An 18,368-nucleotide genomic window follows, 5' to 3' on the forward strand; every position below is an offset into this window, starting at 1 on the left:
ACGATGACCAATCCACGCCTTACCCGCACCCACCGTGGCGTGCTGCTGGCCGCGCTGATGCTGGCCCTGGTTGCCTGCGGGAACGAAGACAAGCCCGTTGCCGCCGCGCCGGCCGACCCGGAGCCGTGGCCGCAGGTCGCCTGGCCGCTGGCCGAGGACGCCGCGCTGGAGAAGCGCATCACCGACCTGATGGCCACACTGACGGTAGAGGAGAAGGTGGGCCAGCTGGTGCAGGGAGATATCGCCAGCATCACGCCCGATGACCTCCGCAAATACCGGCTCGGCTCGATCCTGGCCGGCGGCAATTCCGACCCCGGCGGCCGCTACGATGCCGCGCCTGCCCAATGGTTGGCGCTGGCCGATGCGTTCTACGAGGCGTCGATGGATACCTCGCAGGGCGGCAAGGCCATTCCGGTGCTCTTCGGCATCGATGCCGTGCACGGGCAGAGCAACATCATCGGTGCGACCCTGTTCCCGCACAACATCGGCCTGGGCGCCGCGCGGAACCCGGAACTGCTGCGGCGGATCGGTGAAATCACCGCGCTGGAAACCCGGGCGACCGGCATGGAGTGGGCCTTCGCGCCAACCGTGGCGGTACCGCAGGATGACCGCTGGGGGCGCACCTACGAAGGGTATTCCGAATCGCCCGAGGTGGTGGCCAGCTATGCCGGCGCGATGGTCGAGGGCCTGCAGGGCAAGGTGGGCTCGCCTGCGTTCCTTGACGGTCGGCATGTGATCGCCTCGGTGAAGCACTTCCTCGGTGACGGCGGCACTGCCGATGGGAAGGACCAGGGCGACACCCGGATCAGCGAGGCCGAGCTGGTGCGCATCCACGCCGCCGGGTATCCACCGGCCATCGCGGCTGGCGCGCAAACCGTGATGGCATCCTTCAACAGCGTCAACGGCGAAAAAATGCACGGCAACAAGCCGTACCTGACCGATGCGTTGAAGGGCCGGATGCACTTCGGTGGGTTCGTGGTGGGCGACTGGAACGGCCACGGGCAGGTCAAGGGCTGCACCACCACCGATTGCCCGGCCACCATCAACGCGGGCCTGGACATGGCCATGGCGTCGGACAGCTGGAAGGGCTTCTATGAGACCACGCTGGCCGCGGTGAAGAACGGCACCATTCCCCAGCAGCGCCTGGACGATGCGGTGCGCCGGATCCTGCGGGTCAAGCTGCGGCTGGGGTTGTTCGAGGCGGGCAAGCCGTCGTCGCGTGCGGTCGGTGGGCAGTTCGCGCTCGTCGGTGCGCCCGCGCATCGCGACGTTGCACGCCAGGCGGTGCGCGAGTCGCTGGTGCTGCTGAAGAACCAGGGCGGTGTGCTGCCGCTGTCGCCGAGGCAACACATCCTGGTTGCCGGTGACGGGGCCAACGACGTCGGCAAGCAGGCCGGCGGCTGGACACTGAACTGGCAGGGCACCGGCACCACCCGCAAGGATTTTCCGAACGCGGACACCATCTTCGAGGGCATTGCGCAGCAGGCGAAGGCCGCCGGCGGCCACGCCGAGCTTGCAGTGGACGGGAAGTACGCGACCAAGCCGGATGTCGCCGTGGTGGTGTTCGGGGAGAATCCCTATGCGGAGTTCCAGGGCGATCTGCCGACACTGGCCTACAAGCCGGGAGACGACGCCGACCTTGCCCTGATCAAGCGACTGAAAGCTGACGGCATTCCGGTGGTCGCGGTGTTCCTGAGCGGGCGCCCGTTGTGGGTCAACCGGGAGATCAATGCCGCCGATGCGTTCGTGGCCGCGTGGCTGCCCGGGTCGGAAGGCGCCGGCATTGCCGATGTGCTGCTGCGTGGGCCGGACGGCCGCGTGCAGCACGACTTCAAGGGCAAGCTCAGTTTCAGTTGGCCGCGCACGGCAACGCAGTACGCCAACAACGTCGGGCAGAAGGACTACAACCCGTTGTTCGCCTTCGGCTTCGGCCTGACCTACACCGACAACGGCGATCTGGCCGCGCTGCCGGAGGTCTCCGGCGTCACCGGCAACGAAGGGGCGGTGGGTGTGTTCTTCGCGCGCGGCGATGCCGGGTCCGGCATGGCCCTGCGGCTGGAGGGCAGCACGGGGCAGGGCGTGACCGTCACCAAGGTGCCGGAATCCCTTGAGGGTGGCCTGCTGAATGTCACCGGCGTGGATCACCTTGCGCAGGAAGACGGTCGCCGGCTGGCGTGGACGGGCAAGGGGGAAGCGGTGGCCGCGCTGCAGTCGCACACGGCGCTGGACCTGCAGCGCGAGAGCAACGGCGACCTGATGCTGTTGACCACGCTGCGGGTTGAGACAGCACCCCAGGGCGAGGCATGGTTGGCGGTGGGCTGCGGCACGGGTTGCTCGGCACGCGTTGCGCTGGGGCCGACGCTGGCAAAACTGCCTGTGGGCCAGTGGACGCGCGTGGGCGTGCCCTTGAAGTGCCTGGCGGCGGCTGGCGCGGATGTCGGCAAGCTTGACCGCCCCTGGTCCATCGGGACGGCGGGCGCGATGACGCTCTCGGTGTCACGCGTCGCCCTGGGCGCGTTGAACGAAGCGGAGGCCACCGTCGCATGCCCGGGCGCGTGACGATGCGTCGTGTGCCCTCAGCGCCTGGGCGGGCGCGCGACCGAGTCGCGCACCACCAGCCGGTGTGGCACGACGTGATCGGTCAACACGCGGGTCTGGTCGCGCTTGCGGCGGATGGTGCGCAGCAGGATATCGATGGCGGCGTCGGCCATCGCGGCGATGGGTTGATGGATCGTGGTGAGCTCGGGCCAGACGGTTGTTGCGGCCGAGGTGTCATCGAAACCCACCACCGACAGGTCACGGGGCACCTCCAGGCCGCAGCGGTGTGCGACGGAGATCGCCGCCGCGCCCATGTCGTCGTTGCTGGCGAAGATCGCGGTCGGCGGCCGAGGGTGGGACAGCAGCGCTTCGGCGGCGGCAAGCCCCGAACGGTAGGTGTAGTCGCCCTGCTGGACGAGGCCGGGTTCGACCTGCAGCCCGGCCTCATGCAGGGCGGTGACAAAGCCATCGTAGCGACGCGCGCTCGCGCTCAGGTCGTTGCGGCCGCGGATGAAGCCGATGCGACGGTGACCGTGCTGGATGAGGTGTTCGGCCATCTCCTTGCCGGCGTGGAAGTCGTCGATGCGGACGCAGGAAATATCGTCACTGAGGTGACCCGATGCGATCGCCACCACCGGGATGCCCGCCTTGACCAGCTCGGTCACGGCCGGCTGCGATTCGCACAGCGGGGGCGGCAGAATGACGCCATCCACGCGTCCGTCCAAGGCACGCGCAGCCTTGCGCTCGGCGTCGGGGTCCAGGTTGTCCCAGTAGTGGATGACCAGCTGGATAGCCGCGTTGGACGCCACCCGCAGCAGGCCGACCAGCAGCTCACGCAGATAGGCACCGCTGGGATTGGTGTAGATCAACGCAATGCGCGTGTGGTGTGCGGCGGCCAGCGAACTGGCGGCCAGGTTGGGCGTATAGCCGAGTTCACGCACCGCGCGCATCACGCGTTCGCGGGTGTCATCGCGCACCTTGCCCTGGTTGATCGCCCGCGACACGGTCATCGGCGATACCCCGGCCAGGGCCGCCACCTCGTCGATCGTCACCCCGCTGGCTTTGCGGCGGACCGACTTCTTCGGCTTGTCCAATTCGCGCTCCCGTTCTTCTTTGTGACGCTGTCGCGTCCAAAGCACGTCCGGAGCTTACAAGGTTTGCCGTCCACGCTGCGGCTGCGTTCAAGTGTCGCGCGGTGTCATTGGATGCTCGGCGCAGCAGTGGCGCTGTTTGCCTGCGTGGGCAACGTGCGCGCAGAGGACGGCTACGCGCTCTGGCTGCGCTACGCCCCCGTCGAACCCGCGCGCGCGGCCGACGCCCGCCCGCGCCTGGCAGAGGTGGTGGCCCCTGACAGAACGCCCACGCAGCGTGCCGCGCGCGAGGAGCTGGAGCGTGGTCTGCGGGGTCTTACGGGCAACGCTCCCCGGATGCAGGGTGTGGGTGCCACCAACGCTTCGCTGGTGCTCGGCACACCGCAGTCGTCGACATGGATCGCGCCATTCCGCGAAGAGATTGAATCGCTCGGCGATGAAGGCTACCTGCTCAAGCGCGCGCGCATTGGCGGGCGCGACGTGCTGCTGGTGGCCGCACGCCGCGATATCGGTGTCCTGTACGGGGTGTTTCATCTGCTGCGACTGCTGCAGACGGGCGCGTTGCCGGATGCGCTTGAGGTGCGCGAATCACCCCGTCTGCGGCTGCGCGTACTCAACCATTGGGACAACCTCGATGGTCATGTCGAACGCGGCTATGCCGGCCGCTCACTCTGGGATTGGCAGACGCTGCCGGAGTGGCGCGACCCGCGCTACACCGACTACGCGCGTGCCAACGCCTCGCTCGGCATCAATGGCACCGTGCTGAACAATGTAAACGCGAGCGCACAGAGCCTTGCGCCGGCGTATCTCGCCAAAGCCGCCGCGCTGGCAGACGTGTTCCGGCCGTACGGCATCCGCGTATACCTGAGCGCGCGCTTCAGCGCGCCCATCGAGCTGGGCGGGCTGAAGACAGCCGATCCGCTCGACCCGGACGTGCAAGGTTGGTGGCGCGACAAGGCGGACGAGATCTACGCGCGCATTCCCGATTTCGGTGGCTTCCTGGTCAAGGCCAATTCGGAAGGACAGCCCGGACCGCAGGACTATGGCCGTTCGCATGCGGACGGCGCCAATCTGCTGGCTGACGCGCTGGCACCCCATGGCGGCGTGGTCATGTGGCGCGCCTTCGTCTACGCGCATGAGGTGCCCGAGGACCGCGCCACGCAGGCCTACACCGAGTTTGCCGGCCTGGACGGTGATTTCCGCCCGAACGTGATCGTGCAGGTGAAGAACGGTCCCATCGATTTCCAGCCGCGCGAGCCGTTCCATCCGCTGTTCGGGGCCATGCCGCGCACGCCGTTGATGATGGAAGTCCAGATCACCAAGGAGTATCTCGGCTTTGCCACCCATCTGGTGTACCTGGGGCCGTTGTACGAGGAGGCGCTGCAGTCCGACACCCACGCCCGCGGCGAGGGCTCCAAGGTGGCAAGGTCGCTGACCGGCATTGCCGGCGTCGCCAACCTCGGCAACGACCGGACCTGGAGCGGGTCGCACTTCGATCAGGCCAACTGGTACGCCTTCGGTCGTCTCGCCTGGAATCCGGAGCAGTCCGCCCGCGACATCGCGACGGACTGGGCGGCCATGACCTTCGCGCCGGATCCTGCGGTGGTGGCGCCCATTGTCGAGATGATGATGGCCTCGCGCGAGGCGGCGGTGAACTACATGACCCCGCTGGGTCTGCACCACCTGATGGCGCGGGGGCACCACTACGGTCCCGGTCCCTGGGTGGACGGTGGCCCGCGCGCGGACTGGACGTCTGTCTACTATCACCGCGCCGATCGCGATGGCATCGGCTTCGACCGGACCGCCCGTGGCAGCAACGCGGTGGGCCAGTACGCACCCGAGGTGGCCGCGCTGTATGGCGACCTGGCGCGGGTTCCCGAGCCGCTGCTGCTGTGGTTCCACCACGTGCCGTGGGATCACCGCATGGCCTCCGGCAAGACGCTATGGAACGCGCTGGTCGGGCGCTATTCGCAAGGCGTGGACCAGGTGCAGGCCATGCAGGGGACGTGGGCGAGCCTGCGCGGCAGGGTGGATCGGCAACGGTACGAGCAGGTCGCCGCCTTTCTCCGCATCCAGCGGCGCGAAGCACAGTGGTGGCGTGATGCAAGTGTGGCGTACTTCCAGTCCGTGAGCGGCAGGCCGCTGCCTGCGGGCGAAGTCGCGCCGCCGCACCCGCTGGCGTGGTACGAGGCGCTGCAGTTTCCGTCCGCGCCGGGAGATGGGCGATGAGTCGGAGCGCTTGGATCGGATGGATGTTGGCGGCCGGGTTGGCGAGCTGCGCCAACCCGGCGCTGGCGCAGGAACGGGGGGCCGCGCTGCTGCATCCGCTGTTCCAGGATCACGCGGTTCTGCAGCGCGACCAGCCCTTGCCGGTCTGGGGCCGCGCCACGCCCGCCGCCAAGGTTTCCGTGACCTTCGCACGGCAGGCGGTCACCACGCGCGCCGACGCCAGTGGAGGCTGGCGCGCCACGTTGCAACCGACGCCCGCTGGCGGTCCTCACCGACTGACCGTCCGCGCGGGGCCGGCTGTCCAGAGGGTGCGTGACCTGCTGATGGGCGATGTCTGGTTGTGTTCCGGGCAGTCGAACATGGAGCTTCCGGTATGGCGCGCGCTCGACGCGGTCAGCGAGATCGCTTCGGCCGCGCAACCGACGATCCGGCTGCTCACCGTGCCGAAGGCGGCAGCCGTCACGCCCCAACTTGCGTTCCAGACCCCCGTGTCGTGGACCCCCGCGTCTCCGGATACGGTGCGCGACTTTTCTGCTGCCTGCTTCTACTTTGCGCGTGAGCTGCAGAAGACCGTCAACGTGCCGATGGGGCTGATCCAGTCGGCGTGGGGCGGCTCGCGGATCGAGGCATGGACCAGCGCCGACGCCCTGCGCAGTCAGGGCGGCATGGAACCGGCGCTGGAGGTGCTCGCGCGGTATGCCACCGACCCCGCCGCGGCAAACGCCCACTGGGGCAGGCAGTGGCAGCAGTGGTGGGCAACGCGTGCGGGTGCCGTCGCCGGCGACACCCCCTGGCAGCCCGGCGCGGACGGCGCGGGATGGCAGGACGCGCCGGCCATGCTCGGGGCATGGGAGCGCTGGGGCGTGCCGGCGCTTTCGCACTACAACGGCATGGTCTGGTACCGCACCCACGTGACCCTGACGGCCGCCCAGGCCGGGCAGGGGGCCCGCCTTGAGCTGGGTCCGGTCGATGAGACGGACATGACCTGGGTGAACGGCGTGGCCGTGGGCAGCCAGTACGGTCCAGGCGAGGCGCGGTCGTATCCGTTGCCACCCGGTTTGTTGAAGGCCGGTGCCAACACGGTGGTGATCAATGTGCTGGACACCTACGGCGACGGTGGTCTGGCGGGTCCCGCGAGCGTCCATGCCGTCCACCTGGACGATGGCATGCGGATCGTCCTGGATGCGGCGTGGCAGTACCGTGCGGCACCCGGTGCGCAGGCACCGCCACTGGCGCCGTGGCACGCGGCCACGGGGATGTCGACGCTGTACAACGGCATGATCGCGCCGCTGGGCAGCTATGGCCTGCGGGGCATTGTCTGGTACCAGGGCGAATCGAACACGGGCGACGGCGCCGCCTACGCGGCACGGTTGCGTAGCTTGCGCGATGACTGGCGCAGTCAGTTCGGCACACAGTTGCCGGTATTGGTGGTGCAGTTGGCCGGATACGGCCTTCCACCTCAGGCGCCGGTGGAGAGTGGTTGGGCGCAGGTGCGCGAGGCGCAGCGGCGCGTTGCGGCGGAAGACCCGCACACCGGGCTTGCCCTGGCCATCGACATCGGCGATGCGTACGACATCCACCCGCCCAACAAACAGGAACTCGGCCGACGCCTGGCCCAGGTGGCGCGCCACGTGGTCTACGGCGACCGGACCGTTGCGCCGTCCGGCCCCACGGCACACCACGCATCGCGCACGCAGGATGGTGTGCGGATCGCGTTCGACCATGTCACCGGCAGCCTGGTCACCACCGGTGCGAACGGCCCCATAGGATTCGAGCTCTGTGACGCCGACGCACGGCACTGCCGCTATGCCGAGGCGGTGCTGGATGGGCTTGAGGTTGTGTTGGATTGCATGGATTGCGTGGAGCCGGCCAGCGGCCGGCACTACCGGAGCGGCGCGTTGCGCGTGCGCTACTGCTGGGCCGATGGCCCGATCTGCACGCTGCGCGACGGCAGCGGCGCGCCGGCCGGGCCCTTCGAGCTTTCCCTCAACGCTGCAGAGGTTCCCTGATGCGTCTGCTGATTGCCACCGTGCTCCTGCTGTTGTCCGCCGCGGTGCAGCCGCTGGGGGCCGCACCCGCGCCACCGGTCTACTTCGACTGGTTCGACTATGCCGGACGCGATACGGCCTTCGAAGCGCCGCTACCCGCCGGTCACTACCGCAACCCGATCCTCGCCGGCTTCCACGCCGACCCAAGCATCGTCCGCGCGAACGGCCGTTTCTACCTGGTCAATTCCAGCTTCACCTACTTCCCGGGCATCCCGGTGTTCGAGAGCGTGGATCTGGTGCACTGGAAGCAGATCGGCAACGTGATCGACCGTCCATCCCAGCTGGACTTCGATGGCTTGAGCGTGTCCCGCGGCATCTTCGCACCGGCCATCGCGTACCACGACGGCGTGTTCTATGTGGTGACCACCGCCGTCGACAGCGGCGGCAACTTCATCGCCACCGCGCGGGATCCTGCGGGCCCGTGGTCCGATCCGCACTGGCTGCCGGGCGTCGACGGCATCGATCCATCGCTGTTCTTTAACGACGACGGCACGGTTTACCTGCTCAACAATGATGTGCCGCCCGACCGGCCGCGCTACGAGGGGCATCGCGCGATCTGGATGCAGCAGATCGATCTGGCCGCGTTCAAGCCGGTGGGCCCACGCAAGGTGCTGATCGACGGCGGCGTGGAGCCGGCGAAGAACCCGATCTGGATCGAGGGGCCGCACCTCTACAAACGCGACGGCTGGTACTACCTGTCCGACGCCGAAGGCGGCACCGGGCCGCAGCATTCCCAAGTGGTCCTGCGCAGCCGGGACGTGTGGGGACCTTACGCGCCCTATGCCGGCAATCCGATTCTCACCCAGCGCGACCTGCCCGGCGATCGGCCGCTGCCGATCACCAACGCCGGGCACGCCGATCTGGTGGAAGGTCCGGACGGCTCCTGGTGGGCGGTGTTCCTTGCCAGCCGCAATTACCAGAAACGCCACTACAACACGGGACGGGAGACGTATCTGCTGCCGGTGCACTGGCGCGATGGATGGCCGGTGATCCTGCCCGCCGACCAGTCCATCCCGTATGTGGTCAAGGCGCCGTCGTGGATGAAGGGGGATGCAGCGCAGGCACCTTCCACCGGCAACTTCATCGATCGCGACGAGTTCGATGCGCCGACGCTCGGCAAGGGGTGGCTGCGCGTACGGGTCCCCAGACAGGCGTGGGCAGACCTGAGCCTGCGTCCGGGCACCTTGGCCGTGCACCCGCTGGCGGAGAATCTGGACACGCTGCGCAACCCGGCATTCCTCGGACGTCGCCAGCAGCATCTGCGCTTCGAGGCCAGCACCCGGATGACGCGGCCGGCGTCGGGCGTGGCAGCCGGCCTCGCCGCGTTCCAGAGCGAGCACTACTGGTACTTCCTTGGCGTGCGCAGCCTGGGAGGGGATCGCGTGGCAGTCTTCCTGGAAGGACGCGATGGCAGCGGTGTGACCCGCACTCTGGCCACGCGCGAGGCGACGGCGTCCACGTCACTGCGCTTGAAGATCGCCGGTGACGAGGGCCGCTACGCCTTCGCATTCGACCCGTCCGACGGAGGTGGCTGGCAGACCCTCGCCGATGACGTGGACGGAACGGTATTGAGTACGGATCGCGCAGGCGGCTTCGTCGGCGCGCTGCTGGGACCATTCGCGCGCGACGAGCGCGCCTTGAGGAGCAAATGATGACGCGTGCGCCTTACCTCTGCAGTGGCCGTCGTGGCCCCATCTTCCGCATCCTGGCGCTGTGCGCTGCCATGGCAGCGGCGACCGCCGGTCAAGCGGCGGAAACCCAGCCCTGGCTGGACACCTCGGCCAGCTTTGAAACCCGCGCCGCCGCGCTGGTGGGGCAGATGACCCTGGAGGAAAAGGCCGCCCAGATGCAGAACGCCGCGCCCGCCATCGAGCGTCTGGGCGTGCCGGCCTACGACTGGTGGAACGAAGGCCTGCACGGTGTGGCGAGGGCAGGGCAGGCCACCGTCTTCCCGCAGGCAATCGGGCTGGCGGCCACCTTCGACGTGCCGTTGATGGCGCAGGTTGCGACCACCATCAGCGACGAGGCGCGCGCCAAGCATCACCAGTTCATACGCGAGGGGTCGCATGGCCGCTACCAGGGCCTGACCTACTGGTCGCCGAACATCAACATCTTCCGCGATCCGCGGTGGGGCCGGGGCCAGGAAACCTACGGAGAGGACCCGTACCTGACCGCGCGCATGGGCGTGGCCTTCGTGCACGGCCTGCAGGGCGATGACCCGGTGTACCGCAAGCTCGACGCCACGGCCAAGCACCTGGCCGTACACAGTGGTCCCGAGGCGGACCGCCACCACTTCGACGCACGGCCCAGCAAGCGCGACCTGTATGACACCTACCTCCCGGCCTTCGAGGCGCTGGTGAAGGAAGGCCAGGTCGACGCGGTGATGGGCGCCTACAACCGGGTGTACGGCGAGTCCGCGAGCGCCAGCACGTTCCTGCTGCGCGACGTGCTGCGGCGGGAGTGGGGCTTCAAAGGCTACGTGGTGTCCGACTGCTGGGCCATCGTCGATATCTGGAAGCATCACAAAATCGTGCCCAGCCGCGAGGCCGCCGCAGCGCTGGCGGTCAAGAACGGCACCGAACTGGAGTGCGGCCAGGAATACGCCACGCTGCCGGCCGCGGTACGCCAGGGGCTGATCAGCGAAGCGGAGATCGACGATGCGGTGACGCGCCTGTTCACCGCGCGGATGCGGCTGGGCATGTTCGATCCGCCCGAGCGCGTGCGCTGGGCGCGGATACCGGCCTCGGTGAACCAGGCGCCGGCGCACGACGCGCTGGCCCTGAAGGCCGCGCAGCACTCCCTGGTGCTGCTGAAGAACGATGGCGTGCTGCCGCTCTCACGCAACCTCAAGCGCATTGCCGTGGTCGGTCCGACCGCCGATGACACCATGGCCCTGCTTGGCAACTACTTCGGCACGCCGGCCGCGCCGGTGCCCATCCTGCAGGGGATCCGCGACGCGGCCAAGGGTGTCGAGGTGCGCTACGCGCGCGGTGTGGACCTGGTCGAAGGGCGCGACGATCCCGGTGCGACACCGCTGATCGAGGCAGCGTACCTGCGGCCGTCGGCCGATTCCCCGGAACGTGGCCTGCGCGGTGAGTACTTCCGCACGCCCGATCTGTCAGGGAAGCCGGCCCTGGTCCGCACCGATGCGCAGATCGGTTTCCGCTGGGACCGGGGTTCACCCACCGACAACCTGCTGGCCCGCGGTGAAGCGGCGCCGGGGCAGGGCATTCCCAACGATGGCTTCAGCATCCGCTGGCGGGGCCAGCTGCTGCCGCCGGTCTCGGGCCGCTACCGGATCGAGGCGGCCGCCGACGACGGCTTCCGTCTCTTCGTCGATGGAAAGCGGGTGCTGGACCACTGGGCCAACAGCGATCGCCTGCGCAGCGATGGTGTCGACCTGGACCTGCAGGCGGGACGCGCCTATGCGCTCACGCTCGAGTACTTCGATAACGAACGCGACGCAGGCGTGCGACTGGGCTGGCGCATGCCCGGCGCGAAGGCGCCGTTCGAGGAGGCAGTCGATGCCGCCCGCAACGCGGACGTGGTGGTCTTCGTCGGCGGCCTGACCGGCGATGTCGAGGGCGAAGAGATGACGGTGAACTATCCCGGCTTCGCGGGCGGCGACCGCACCGACCTGCGCCTGCCCGCCACCCAGCGCGCCCTGCTGGAAGCGCTGCACGCCACGGGCAAGCCGGTGGTAATGGTGCTGACCGGCGGTTCGGCGCTGGCGGTGGAATGGGCCCAGGCGAACCTGTCCGCGATCCTGATGAGCTGGTATCCGGGGCAGCGCGGTGGCACCGCCGTGGGCCAAGCGCTGTTCGGCGACACCAATCCCGCGGGCCGGCTGCCGGTGACCTTCTACACCGCGGACCAGGCGATGCCGGCCTTCGATGACTACACGATGGAGGGCCGCACCTACCGCTACTTCCGCGGCACACCGCTGTATCCGTTCGGCTACGGGCTGTCCTATACCCGGTTCGGCTACGGCAAACTCCGTCTGGATGCGTCCCGCATCGCCGACAACGGCACGCTCAAGGTGCAGGTGGACGTCTCCAACACGGGCAGGCGCGCGGGCGATGAAGTGGTGCAGGTGTATGTGCGGCGGCTGGCGGCCGGCGCAGGCGATGCGCGGCAGACCCTGCAGGGCTTCCAGCGTGTCCACCTGGCACCGGGCGAGCGGCGCACCGTTGCATTCGATCTGGAGGCGCAGCAGGCGCTGCGCCAGTACGACGACGCACGCGGAACGTATGTGGTGCCGCCGGGGGCGTACGAAGTGCGGGTGGGCGGCTCCAGCGCCGATGCCCGTGTGCACAGCCGCTTCACCGTGGAGGCACGTCGTGACTGATGCCCGCCCCATGGATATTCCCGAGCACACGCTGTCCATCCGGGAGAAACTGGGCTACAGCCTGGGTGACCTCGCGGCCAACCTGATCTTCCAGACGCTGATCACCTACCTGGCGTTTTTCTACACCGATGTGTACCGGTTGCCGCCCGCCACGGCGGCGACGATCATCCTTGCGATCGGCCTGCTGGGCGCCTTCGTGTTCACTCCGCTGATCGGCATTGCCGCTGACCGCACGGTCAGCCGCTGGGGAAAGTTCCGGCCCTGGATCCTGTGGACGGCGATTCCCTTCGGCGCGCTGTCGCTGCTTGCGTTCAGTACGCCGGACCTCGGCGGTCGCGGCAAGGTCCTCTATGCCCTGGTGACCTACGGCCTGCTGATGTTCGTGTACGCGGCCAACAACCTGCCGTACTCCGCGCTCAGCGGCGTGCTGACCGGCAGCATGGCCCAGCGCAACAGCCTGTCGGCCTACCGCTTCGTGGCGGTGATGATCGCGCAGTTCATCATCCAGGTGCTGTTGCTGCCGCTGGTGCTGATCCTAGGCGATGGGGATCGCGTGCAGGGCTTCGAGCGGGTGATGACCGTGTTCGCGGTCGTGGGCACGCTGTTCTTCCTGATCACCTTCGCCACCACGCGCGAGCGCATCGTGCCGGCCAAGGAACAGACGGGCGGGGTGATGCAGGACCTGTCCGACCTGCTGCACAACCGGCCGTGGAAGGTGATGCTGGCCCTCACGGTGCTGGTCTTCATCAACCTGGCCCTGAAGGGCGGCACCTACATCTACTACTTCCAGTACTACATGAGCGAGGTCGCCTTGGCGGGCTTTCTCGACAGCTCCGGCTTCAATGCGTTCATCGGTGGATTGAACGCGACGCTCAACGGAAGGGGTCTGTCCGGGTTCACTTGGCCAAAGGATCCGGCGACCTCGGCGTTCAGTCTGTTCAACGCCTGCGGCATCCTCTGCATGATCCTGGGTATCGGCGTCTCCCGCCGCCTGGCCGACCGCTTCGGCAAGCGAGATGTCTTCGGCGGCGCGCTGCTGGTGTCCACCCTGTTCCTGCTGGTGTTCTACCTCTTCCCGCCCACGGCGGTCGGCGTGGCCTTTGGCGCCTTCATGCTGCACGGCTTCTGCTACGGCATCACCATCCCGCTGCTGTGGGCGATGATCGCCGACGTTGCCGACTATTCGGAATGGAAGAACCACCGCCGCGCCACTGCGATCATCTTCTCCGCGATGCTGTGCGGGCTGAAGATCGGGCTCAGCATCGGCGGTGCGCTGGTCGCCGGCATTCTCGCGCACCACGGCTATCAGGCCGGCGCGGAGCAGCAACCCCAGGCCGTGGTGGACGGTATCCGCCTGACGGTGAGCCTCTACTGCTCCATTCCCTTCCTGATAGCTGTTGCGCTGCTCTTCCTCTACAAGATCGACAAGGACATGGAAACGCGCATCGAGCATGACCTGCATCTGCGCCGGCAGGGAGGCACCCTTGATCGGCTCGCGGCGCAGGCCATTTCCCAGCCGCTGGTGACCCACATCTATACGGCCGATCCCTCCGCCCACGTGTTCGAGGGGCGCCTGTACATCTATCCTTCGCACGATATCGACGGCGGCGCGCCCTTCGACGACGAGGGCGGGCACTTCGGCATGGAGGACTATCACGTGCTGCGCATGGAATCGCCCGAGGGCGAGGCCACCGATTGCGGCATGGCGCTGCATGTGCGCGACGTGCCCTGGGCCGCGCAGCAGATGTGGGCGCCGGATGCGGCCCACCGCGACGGCCGCTACTACCTCTATTTCCCGGCCAAGGACGGGCAGGGCAGGTTCCGCATCGGTGTAGCGGTGGCGGATCGCCCCGAGGGGCCGTTCACTGCCGCGCCGGAACCGATGGAGGGCACATACTCGATCGACCCGGCCGTGTACGAAGACGACGACGGCACGCATTACCTCTACTTCGGCGGCATCTGGGGTGGCCAGCTCCAGAAGTACCGTGACAACCGCTTTGATGCGACGCACGCAGAGCCTTCCGGGGAGGCGCCCGCACTGGGACCGCGTGTCGGCCGACTGGACGCGGGGATGACGCGGCTGGCGGAGCCCACGCGCGAGGTCGTCATCCTGGATGAGCACGGAAAGCCGCTGCGTGCCGATGACCATGCGCGCCGGTTCTTCGAGGGGCCGTGGCTGCACAAGTATCAGGGCCGCTATTACCTGTCGTATTCCACGGGCAATACGCACCTGCTTTGCTACGCCGTCAGCGACAGCCCGTACGGACCGTTCACCTATGCCGGCGTGATCCTGAAGCCCGTTGTGGGCTGGACCACGCACCACTCCATCTGCGCGTTCGAGGGGAAGTGGTATCTCTTCTACCATGACGCCTTGTTGTCGCGCGGCGTGACCCATCTGCGCTCGGTCAAGTGCACGCCGCTGCAGATGGACGCGGACGGCAGCATCCGGACGATTGATCCCTATGGCAATTGAAACGGCCTCACCCAGGGACGATGCGCAGGCGCCGTTGCCTGCCGGCCACCTTTACTGGTTGCGGGCAGGCAAGCTGGAGGTCGCGCTTGCACCGGAAGCCGGTGGTCGCATTGCCCATCTGCGCTACGACGGCGTGGAGTGGCTGGTTGGCGAACACGACGGTAGCGCGGCCGCCATCGGTTGGGGGTGCTATCCGATGGTGCCGTGGGCGGGACGCATTCGGCAGGGACGCTTTGTCTCTGATGGCAGGGCAATTGAGCTGCCTGCGAACTTTGGAGCGCACGCGATCCACGGGGTAGGTTTTACACGGCCCTGGAACATCCAGAGCATCGGCGCGGATGCGGCGACGCTGTCGCTGTCGCTGCCCGAGGATGCGTACTGGCCCTTCGGCGGCAGTGCGACGCAGAGCATCCACGTACGTCCAGATCGCCTGGACCTCCACCTCGCCGTTGAGGCCGGCGACCAGGCAATGCCCGTCATGCTCGGCTGGCATCCCTGGTTCCGGAAGCCGGATCAATTGCTGTTCTCGCCGAGTGCGATGTATCCACGGGACGGGGAGGGCATTGCCATGTTGCCTTGCGTCAGCCCCGCGCCTGGACCTTGGGATGACTGTTTCATCAATCAAGCCGAGGTGACGCTGGTGTCTGGCAACCAGCGCCTGCGGCTGTGGGCCGATACGGATCACTGGGTGGTGTATGACGGTGCTGGGCACGCGACGTGCGCGGAGCCTCAGACGGGTCCGCCGGATGGGTTTACCTTGGCACCGCAGCGGCTGGTGCCGGGCCAGAAGATGGAGTTGACGTTCACGCTGATATGGGAGGGCGAGGGGATTACGCAGGGCTAGCGTCCCGTCCACCCTATCGGTGAGCGCATATGCACCGCTGGACCCGGCGGTAAGCTCGATGCGTATTACGTCGGAATCAAGCGGCAGGAATGAGAGCCAGTGAACTCACAGTGATGCACGTCGCTCAGGAATTCACGGCTTGAAAACTGCGCGACGGCGACTCTTTACCGACCTCGTTTTGAAGTGAAGAGCCTCTTTCCATGCCCAACAGCCATCTCACCACGGTAAATCCGCTGACCGAAGAAGTGGTCGCCACCTATTCCTACATGTCTGACGCTGAAGCCGCGGCGGTCGTGAAGACCAGTCACGATGCCTTTACTCAATGGCGTCTCCGCAGTCTGGATGAGCGAGCAAAGGTGATTGCCGGCATTGCCAAGGCACTTCGCGAGCGGAAGGAAGAGTTCGCACAGCTGATGACCGACGAGGTCGGCAAGCTCATTGAAGACAGCCGTACTGAAGTCGAGCTGTGTGCCAGCATCTGTGACTACACCGCCAAGCAGGGGCCTGTTGTTCTGGCCGATGAGGAGCGCGATGTAGAGGGCGCCACAGGCATCGTCACCCACGCGCCGATCGGCGTGATTTACGGCATCCAGCCGTGGAACTTCCCGGCCTACCAGGCGATCCGCTATTCCATCGCCAGCCTGATGGCCGGCAATGGCGTCCTGCTCAAGCATGCCGAGAGCTGCACCGGCAGTGGGTTGCTGCTGCGTGAGATCTACGAAAGTGCCGGGCTGCCCAAAGGGCTGTTCGGCGTACTGTTGATCAGCCACGACCAATCCAATGACATCGTGGAAAACGATCTGGTGCGCGCGGTGACACTGACCGGGAGCGAGGCGGCAGGGCGCACGGTGGCCGCCAAGGCCGGCGCGGCGCTCAAGAAGACGGTGCTTGAACTGGGTTCCAACGATGCTTATCTGGTACTGGACGACGCCGACCTGGAACTGGCGGTGGCGACCTGCGTCAAAGGACGCCTGTTCAACAATGGGCAGACCTGCGTCAACGCCAAGCGCTTTATCGTGACGAAGAAGAACTACGAGGCCTTCGTCAGCGCCTATGCAAAGGCGTTCGAGGCGATCCGGATGGGCGACCCGAACGCCGACGACACCCAGCTCGGCCCGATGGTCTCCAAGGCGCAGCGCGACAAGCTGCACGAACAAGTGACCAAGAGCGTCGCGCAGGGCGCACGTCTGGTGGTCGGCGGTGAGGTGCCAGAGCGAACCGGCTGGTTCTACCCGGCCACGGTGCTGGCGGATGTGGCGCCGGGGCAGGTGGCCTACGAGGATGAGCTGTTCGGTCCTGCGGCGGCCATCATCCGCGCCGAGGACGACGAGGATGCGCTGCGCATCGCCAACGACAGCCGCTACGGCCTGGGTGGGGGCATCTTCAGCCGGGACGTGCAGCGCGCCCGGGAACTGGCGAGCAAGTACTTCGACACCGGCATGGTCTTCATCAACACCTTCGACGTCGCATCTCCGGCGCTGCCGTTCGGTGGTGTGAAGGCGTCCGGCTATGGTCGTGAGCACGGTCCTGAGGGTCTGAAGGAGTTTGTCAACGTCAAGTCCATCAAGATTGCGGCTGCCGCGTCGGGTTGATCCGGCCTCGGCGCCGGGCGACTCCAGATTGCGTACGCGGCTGGCCACGGATGGCCGTCGCCCACCGCCAACCCCGCACGCTGCTGGCCGGGACGATCCCGATGCGACGCGGAATACGTGGCGGTTACTGAAGGACCCACCGCGCCGAGTAAACAGAATCCCCGGCCCGCCCAAGGCCCATGGACACCGTAGAGCGGACCGTTGGTCCGCTGCCTCCCAGGTTGCCCGCCCATCGCCTATCTGACGCTACGCGGCCTGCGGCTCCATCCCTTGAAGACTCAGCCGGCACGCAGCTTTATGTAGCGACGAAACCGGTACGTGACCACCAAGCAGAGCGGCAACGAGATACGGCGCGCGCCACGAAGGCGGCGCTCGATAGGTTGGTGGAAAGAATCGCCGCGTGAGAAAGCCGCCGGCCAGGCCTGAAGCATCCGCTCGGCCTTGGCCGGGTGTCCTCATCAGCCAGGCAGCTCACATTTCATTTTGCCGTCCACATAATAAGGCTTGGGCACATTCGGGTTGTCGCTGGTCTTCTCGAAGACCACCTCGAACGAATCACTGTCGGGTGAGCCCTTGCGGTCGGTACAGGCGTCCTGCAGTTTCTTCTTTACCGCCGAGATGCCGGCATCTCGGTTGGCGCCATCTGCACTGTTGGTCAGGTTGACCGTTTCAGCGGAGGCAACGGCACTGAATCCCAACAGGCAGCCGGCAATCATCAGCGTGTGCAGTTTGATCATGGTGTTTTCCCTTGTAGACGCGAACGGGGTCCCAGCATAGGACGGCGCGGTTAAGGTGACGTCGTCAGGCAGGCGCCAGATGGCCGATGGTCCGAGGGGTAGGGCGGCGAAAGCGTGTATTTCACATACTCGCGGTACGCAGGGAGATTCGCCAGTACACCCAGCCCAGGTTGTCGCACGCCAAGGTAATGGACAGCGGGTTCACCCATTGGCAGGCAGTGCTCGCCGCTCTTCGTGCATTCCCGAAAGCCCAGCGCGAACAGCGGCTGCGTTATGTCTGCAATCCGCGAATCAACATGGCTGATCGCATGGGCTTGATGTAAGGCGGGCTGCAGCGCCTTGGGCCGTTCCCGTTGCTGCTTGCCCTTCCCGAAGCTGGACCTCGGCGCAGAGCTGAGCCACGCCCAGCGGCGCCTGGAAAATGGTGAGGCCGGCGATCTGAATCGGCTGCACACGCACGTCAAGTAC

10 protein-coding genes and 1 pseudogene are annotated in these 18,368 nt (G+C 67.0%); 9 read left to right on the forward strand and 2 right to left on the reverse strand.

The features are described from left to right. The first annotated feature begins 3 nt into the window (after positions 1 to 3). Positions 4 to 2,559 carry an exo 1,3/1,4-beta-D-glucan glucohydrolase gene (locus NR101_RS00160; RefSeq protein ID WP_256774336.1) on the forward strand — a complete coding sequence of 852 codons (2,556 nt, stop codon included), beginning with the start codon at positions 4 to 6 and terminating at the stop codon, positions 2,557 to 2,559. 17 nt (positions 2,560 to 2,576) lie between these two features. Here NR101_RS00160 and NR101_RS00165 read toward each other — a convergent pair whose 3' ends face one another. Further along, a complete protein-coding gene (locus tag NR101_RS00165; protein WP_256774335.1) occupies positions 2,577 to 3,632 on the reverse strand; it encodes a LacI family DNA-binding transcriptional regulator in 1,056 nt (351 codons plus the stop codon). 111 nt (positions 3,633 to 3,743) lie between these two features. Here NR101_RS00165 and NR101_RS00170 point away from each other — a divergent pair, with 111 nt between their 5' ends. From NR101_RS00170 to NR101_RS00200, 8 genes and pseudogenes are all read left to right on the forward strand, one after another. Continuing rightward, positions 3,744 to 5,858 carry an alpha-glucuronidase family glycosyl hydrolase gene (locus NR101_RS00170; RefSeq protein WP_256774334.1) on the forward strand — a complete coding sequence of 705 codons (2,115 nt, stop codon included), beginning with the start codon at positions 3,744 to 3,746 and terminating at the stop codon, positions 5,856 to 5,858. A gap of 23 nt (positions 5,859 to 5,881) precedes the next feature. Next, positions 5,882 to 7,867 carry a sialate O-acetylesterase gene (locus NR101_RS00175; RefSeq protein WP_256774333.1) on the forward strand — a complete coding sequence of 662 codons (1,986 nt, stop codon included), beginning with the start codon at positions 5,882 to 5,884 and terminating at the stop codon, positions 7,865 to 7,867. Continuing rightward, a complete protein-coding gene (locus NR101_RS00180) occupies positions 7,867 to 9,558 on the forward strand; it encodes a glycoside hydrolase family 43 protein (protein WP_256774332.1) in 1,692 nt (563 codons plus the stop codon). The genes NR101_RS00175 and NR101_RS00180 overlap by 1 nt, the downstream gene beginning before the upstream one ends. Before the next feature lie 71 nt (positions 9,559 to 9,629). Continuing rightward, positions 9,630 to 12,254, forward strand: coding sequence for a glycoside hydrolase family 3 protein (locus NR101_RS00185; protein ID WP_256774331.1), 2,625 nt, complete (start codon positions 9,630 to 9,632; stop codon positions 12,252 to 12,254). A gap of 10 nt (positions 12,255 to 12,264) precedes the next feature. Then, positions 12,265 to 13,728: pseudogene (locus NR101_RS18995) on the forward strand (MFS transporter); the annotation flags it as partial. 33 nt (positions 13,729 to 13,761) lie between these two features. Beyond that, complete coding sequence (locus NR101_RS19000; protein WP_345779471.1) at positions 13,762 to 14,727, forward strand: glycoside hydrolase family 43 protein; 966 nt, start codon at positions 13,762 to 13,764, stop codon at positions 14,725 to 14,727. Beyond that, the gene (locus NR101_RS00195) at positions 14,717 to 15,571 is read left to right on the forward strand and encodes an aldose epimerase (protein ID WP_256774330.1); all 855 of its coding nucleotides are present in this window, start codon (positions 14,717 to 14,719) and stop codon (positions 15,569 to 15,571) included. Before NR101_RS19000 ends, NR101_RS00195 begins: the two co-directional genes overlap by 11 nt. Before the next feature lie 200 nt (positions 15,572 to 15,771). Further along, positions 15,772 to 17,163 (forward strand): NAD-dependent succinate-semialdehyde dehydrogenase, encoded by a 1,392-nt coding sequence (locus NR101_RS00200; protein WP_256774329.1) that lies wholly within the window; start codon positions 15,772 to 15,774, stop codon positions 17,161 to 17,163. A 458-nt stretch (positions 17,164 to 17,621) separates the two neighbouring features. On the opposite strand, the gene NR101_RS00205 is transcribed toward NR101_RS00200, so the two are convergent. Continuing rightward, positions 17,622 to 17,900, reverse strand: coding sequence for a hypothetical protein (locus tag NR101_RS00205; RefSeq protein ID WP_256774328.1), 279 nt, complete (start codon positions 17,898 to 17,900; stop codon positions 17,622 to 17,624). Positions 17,901 to 18,368 lie beyond the last annotated feature (468 nt).

It is taken from the genome of Stenotrophomonas sp. Ste86 (genome assembly GCF_024519465.1).
Classification (GTDB): Bacteria; Pseudomonadota; Gammaproteobacteria; order Xanthomonadales; family Xanthomonadaceae; genus Stenotrophomonas.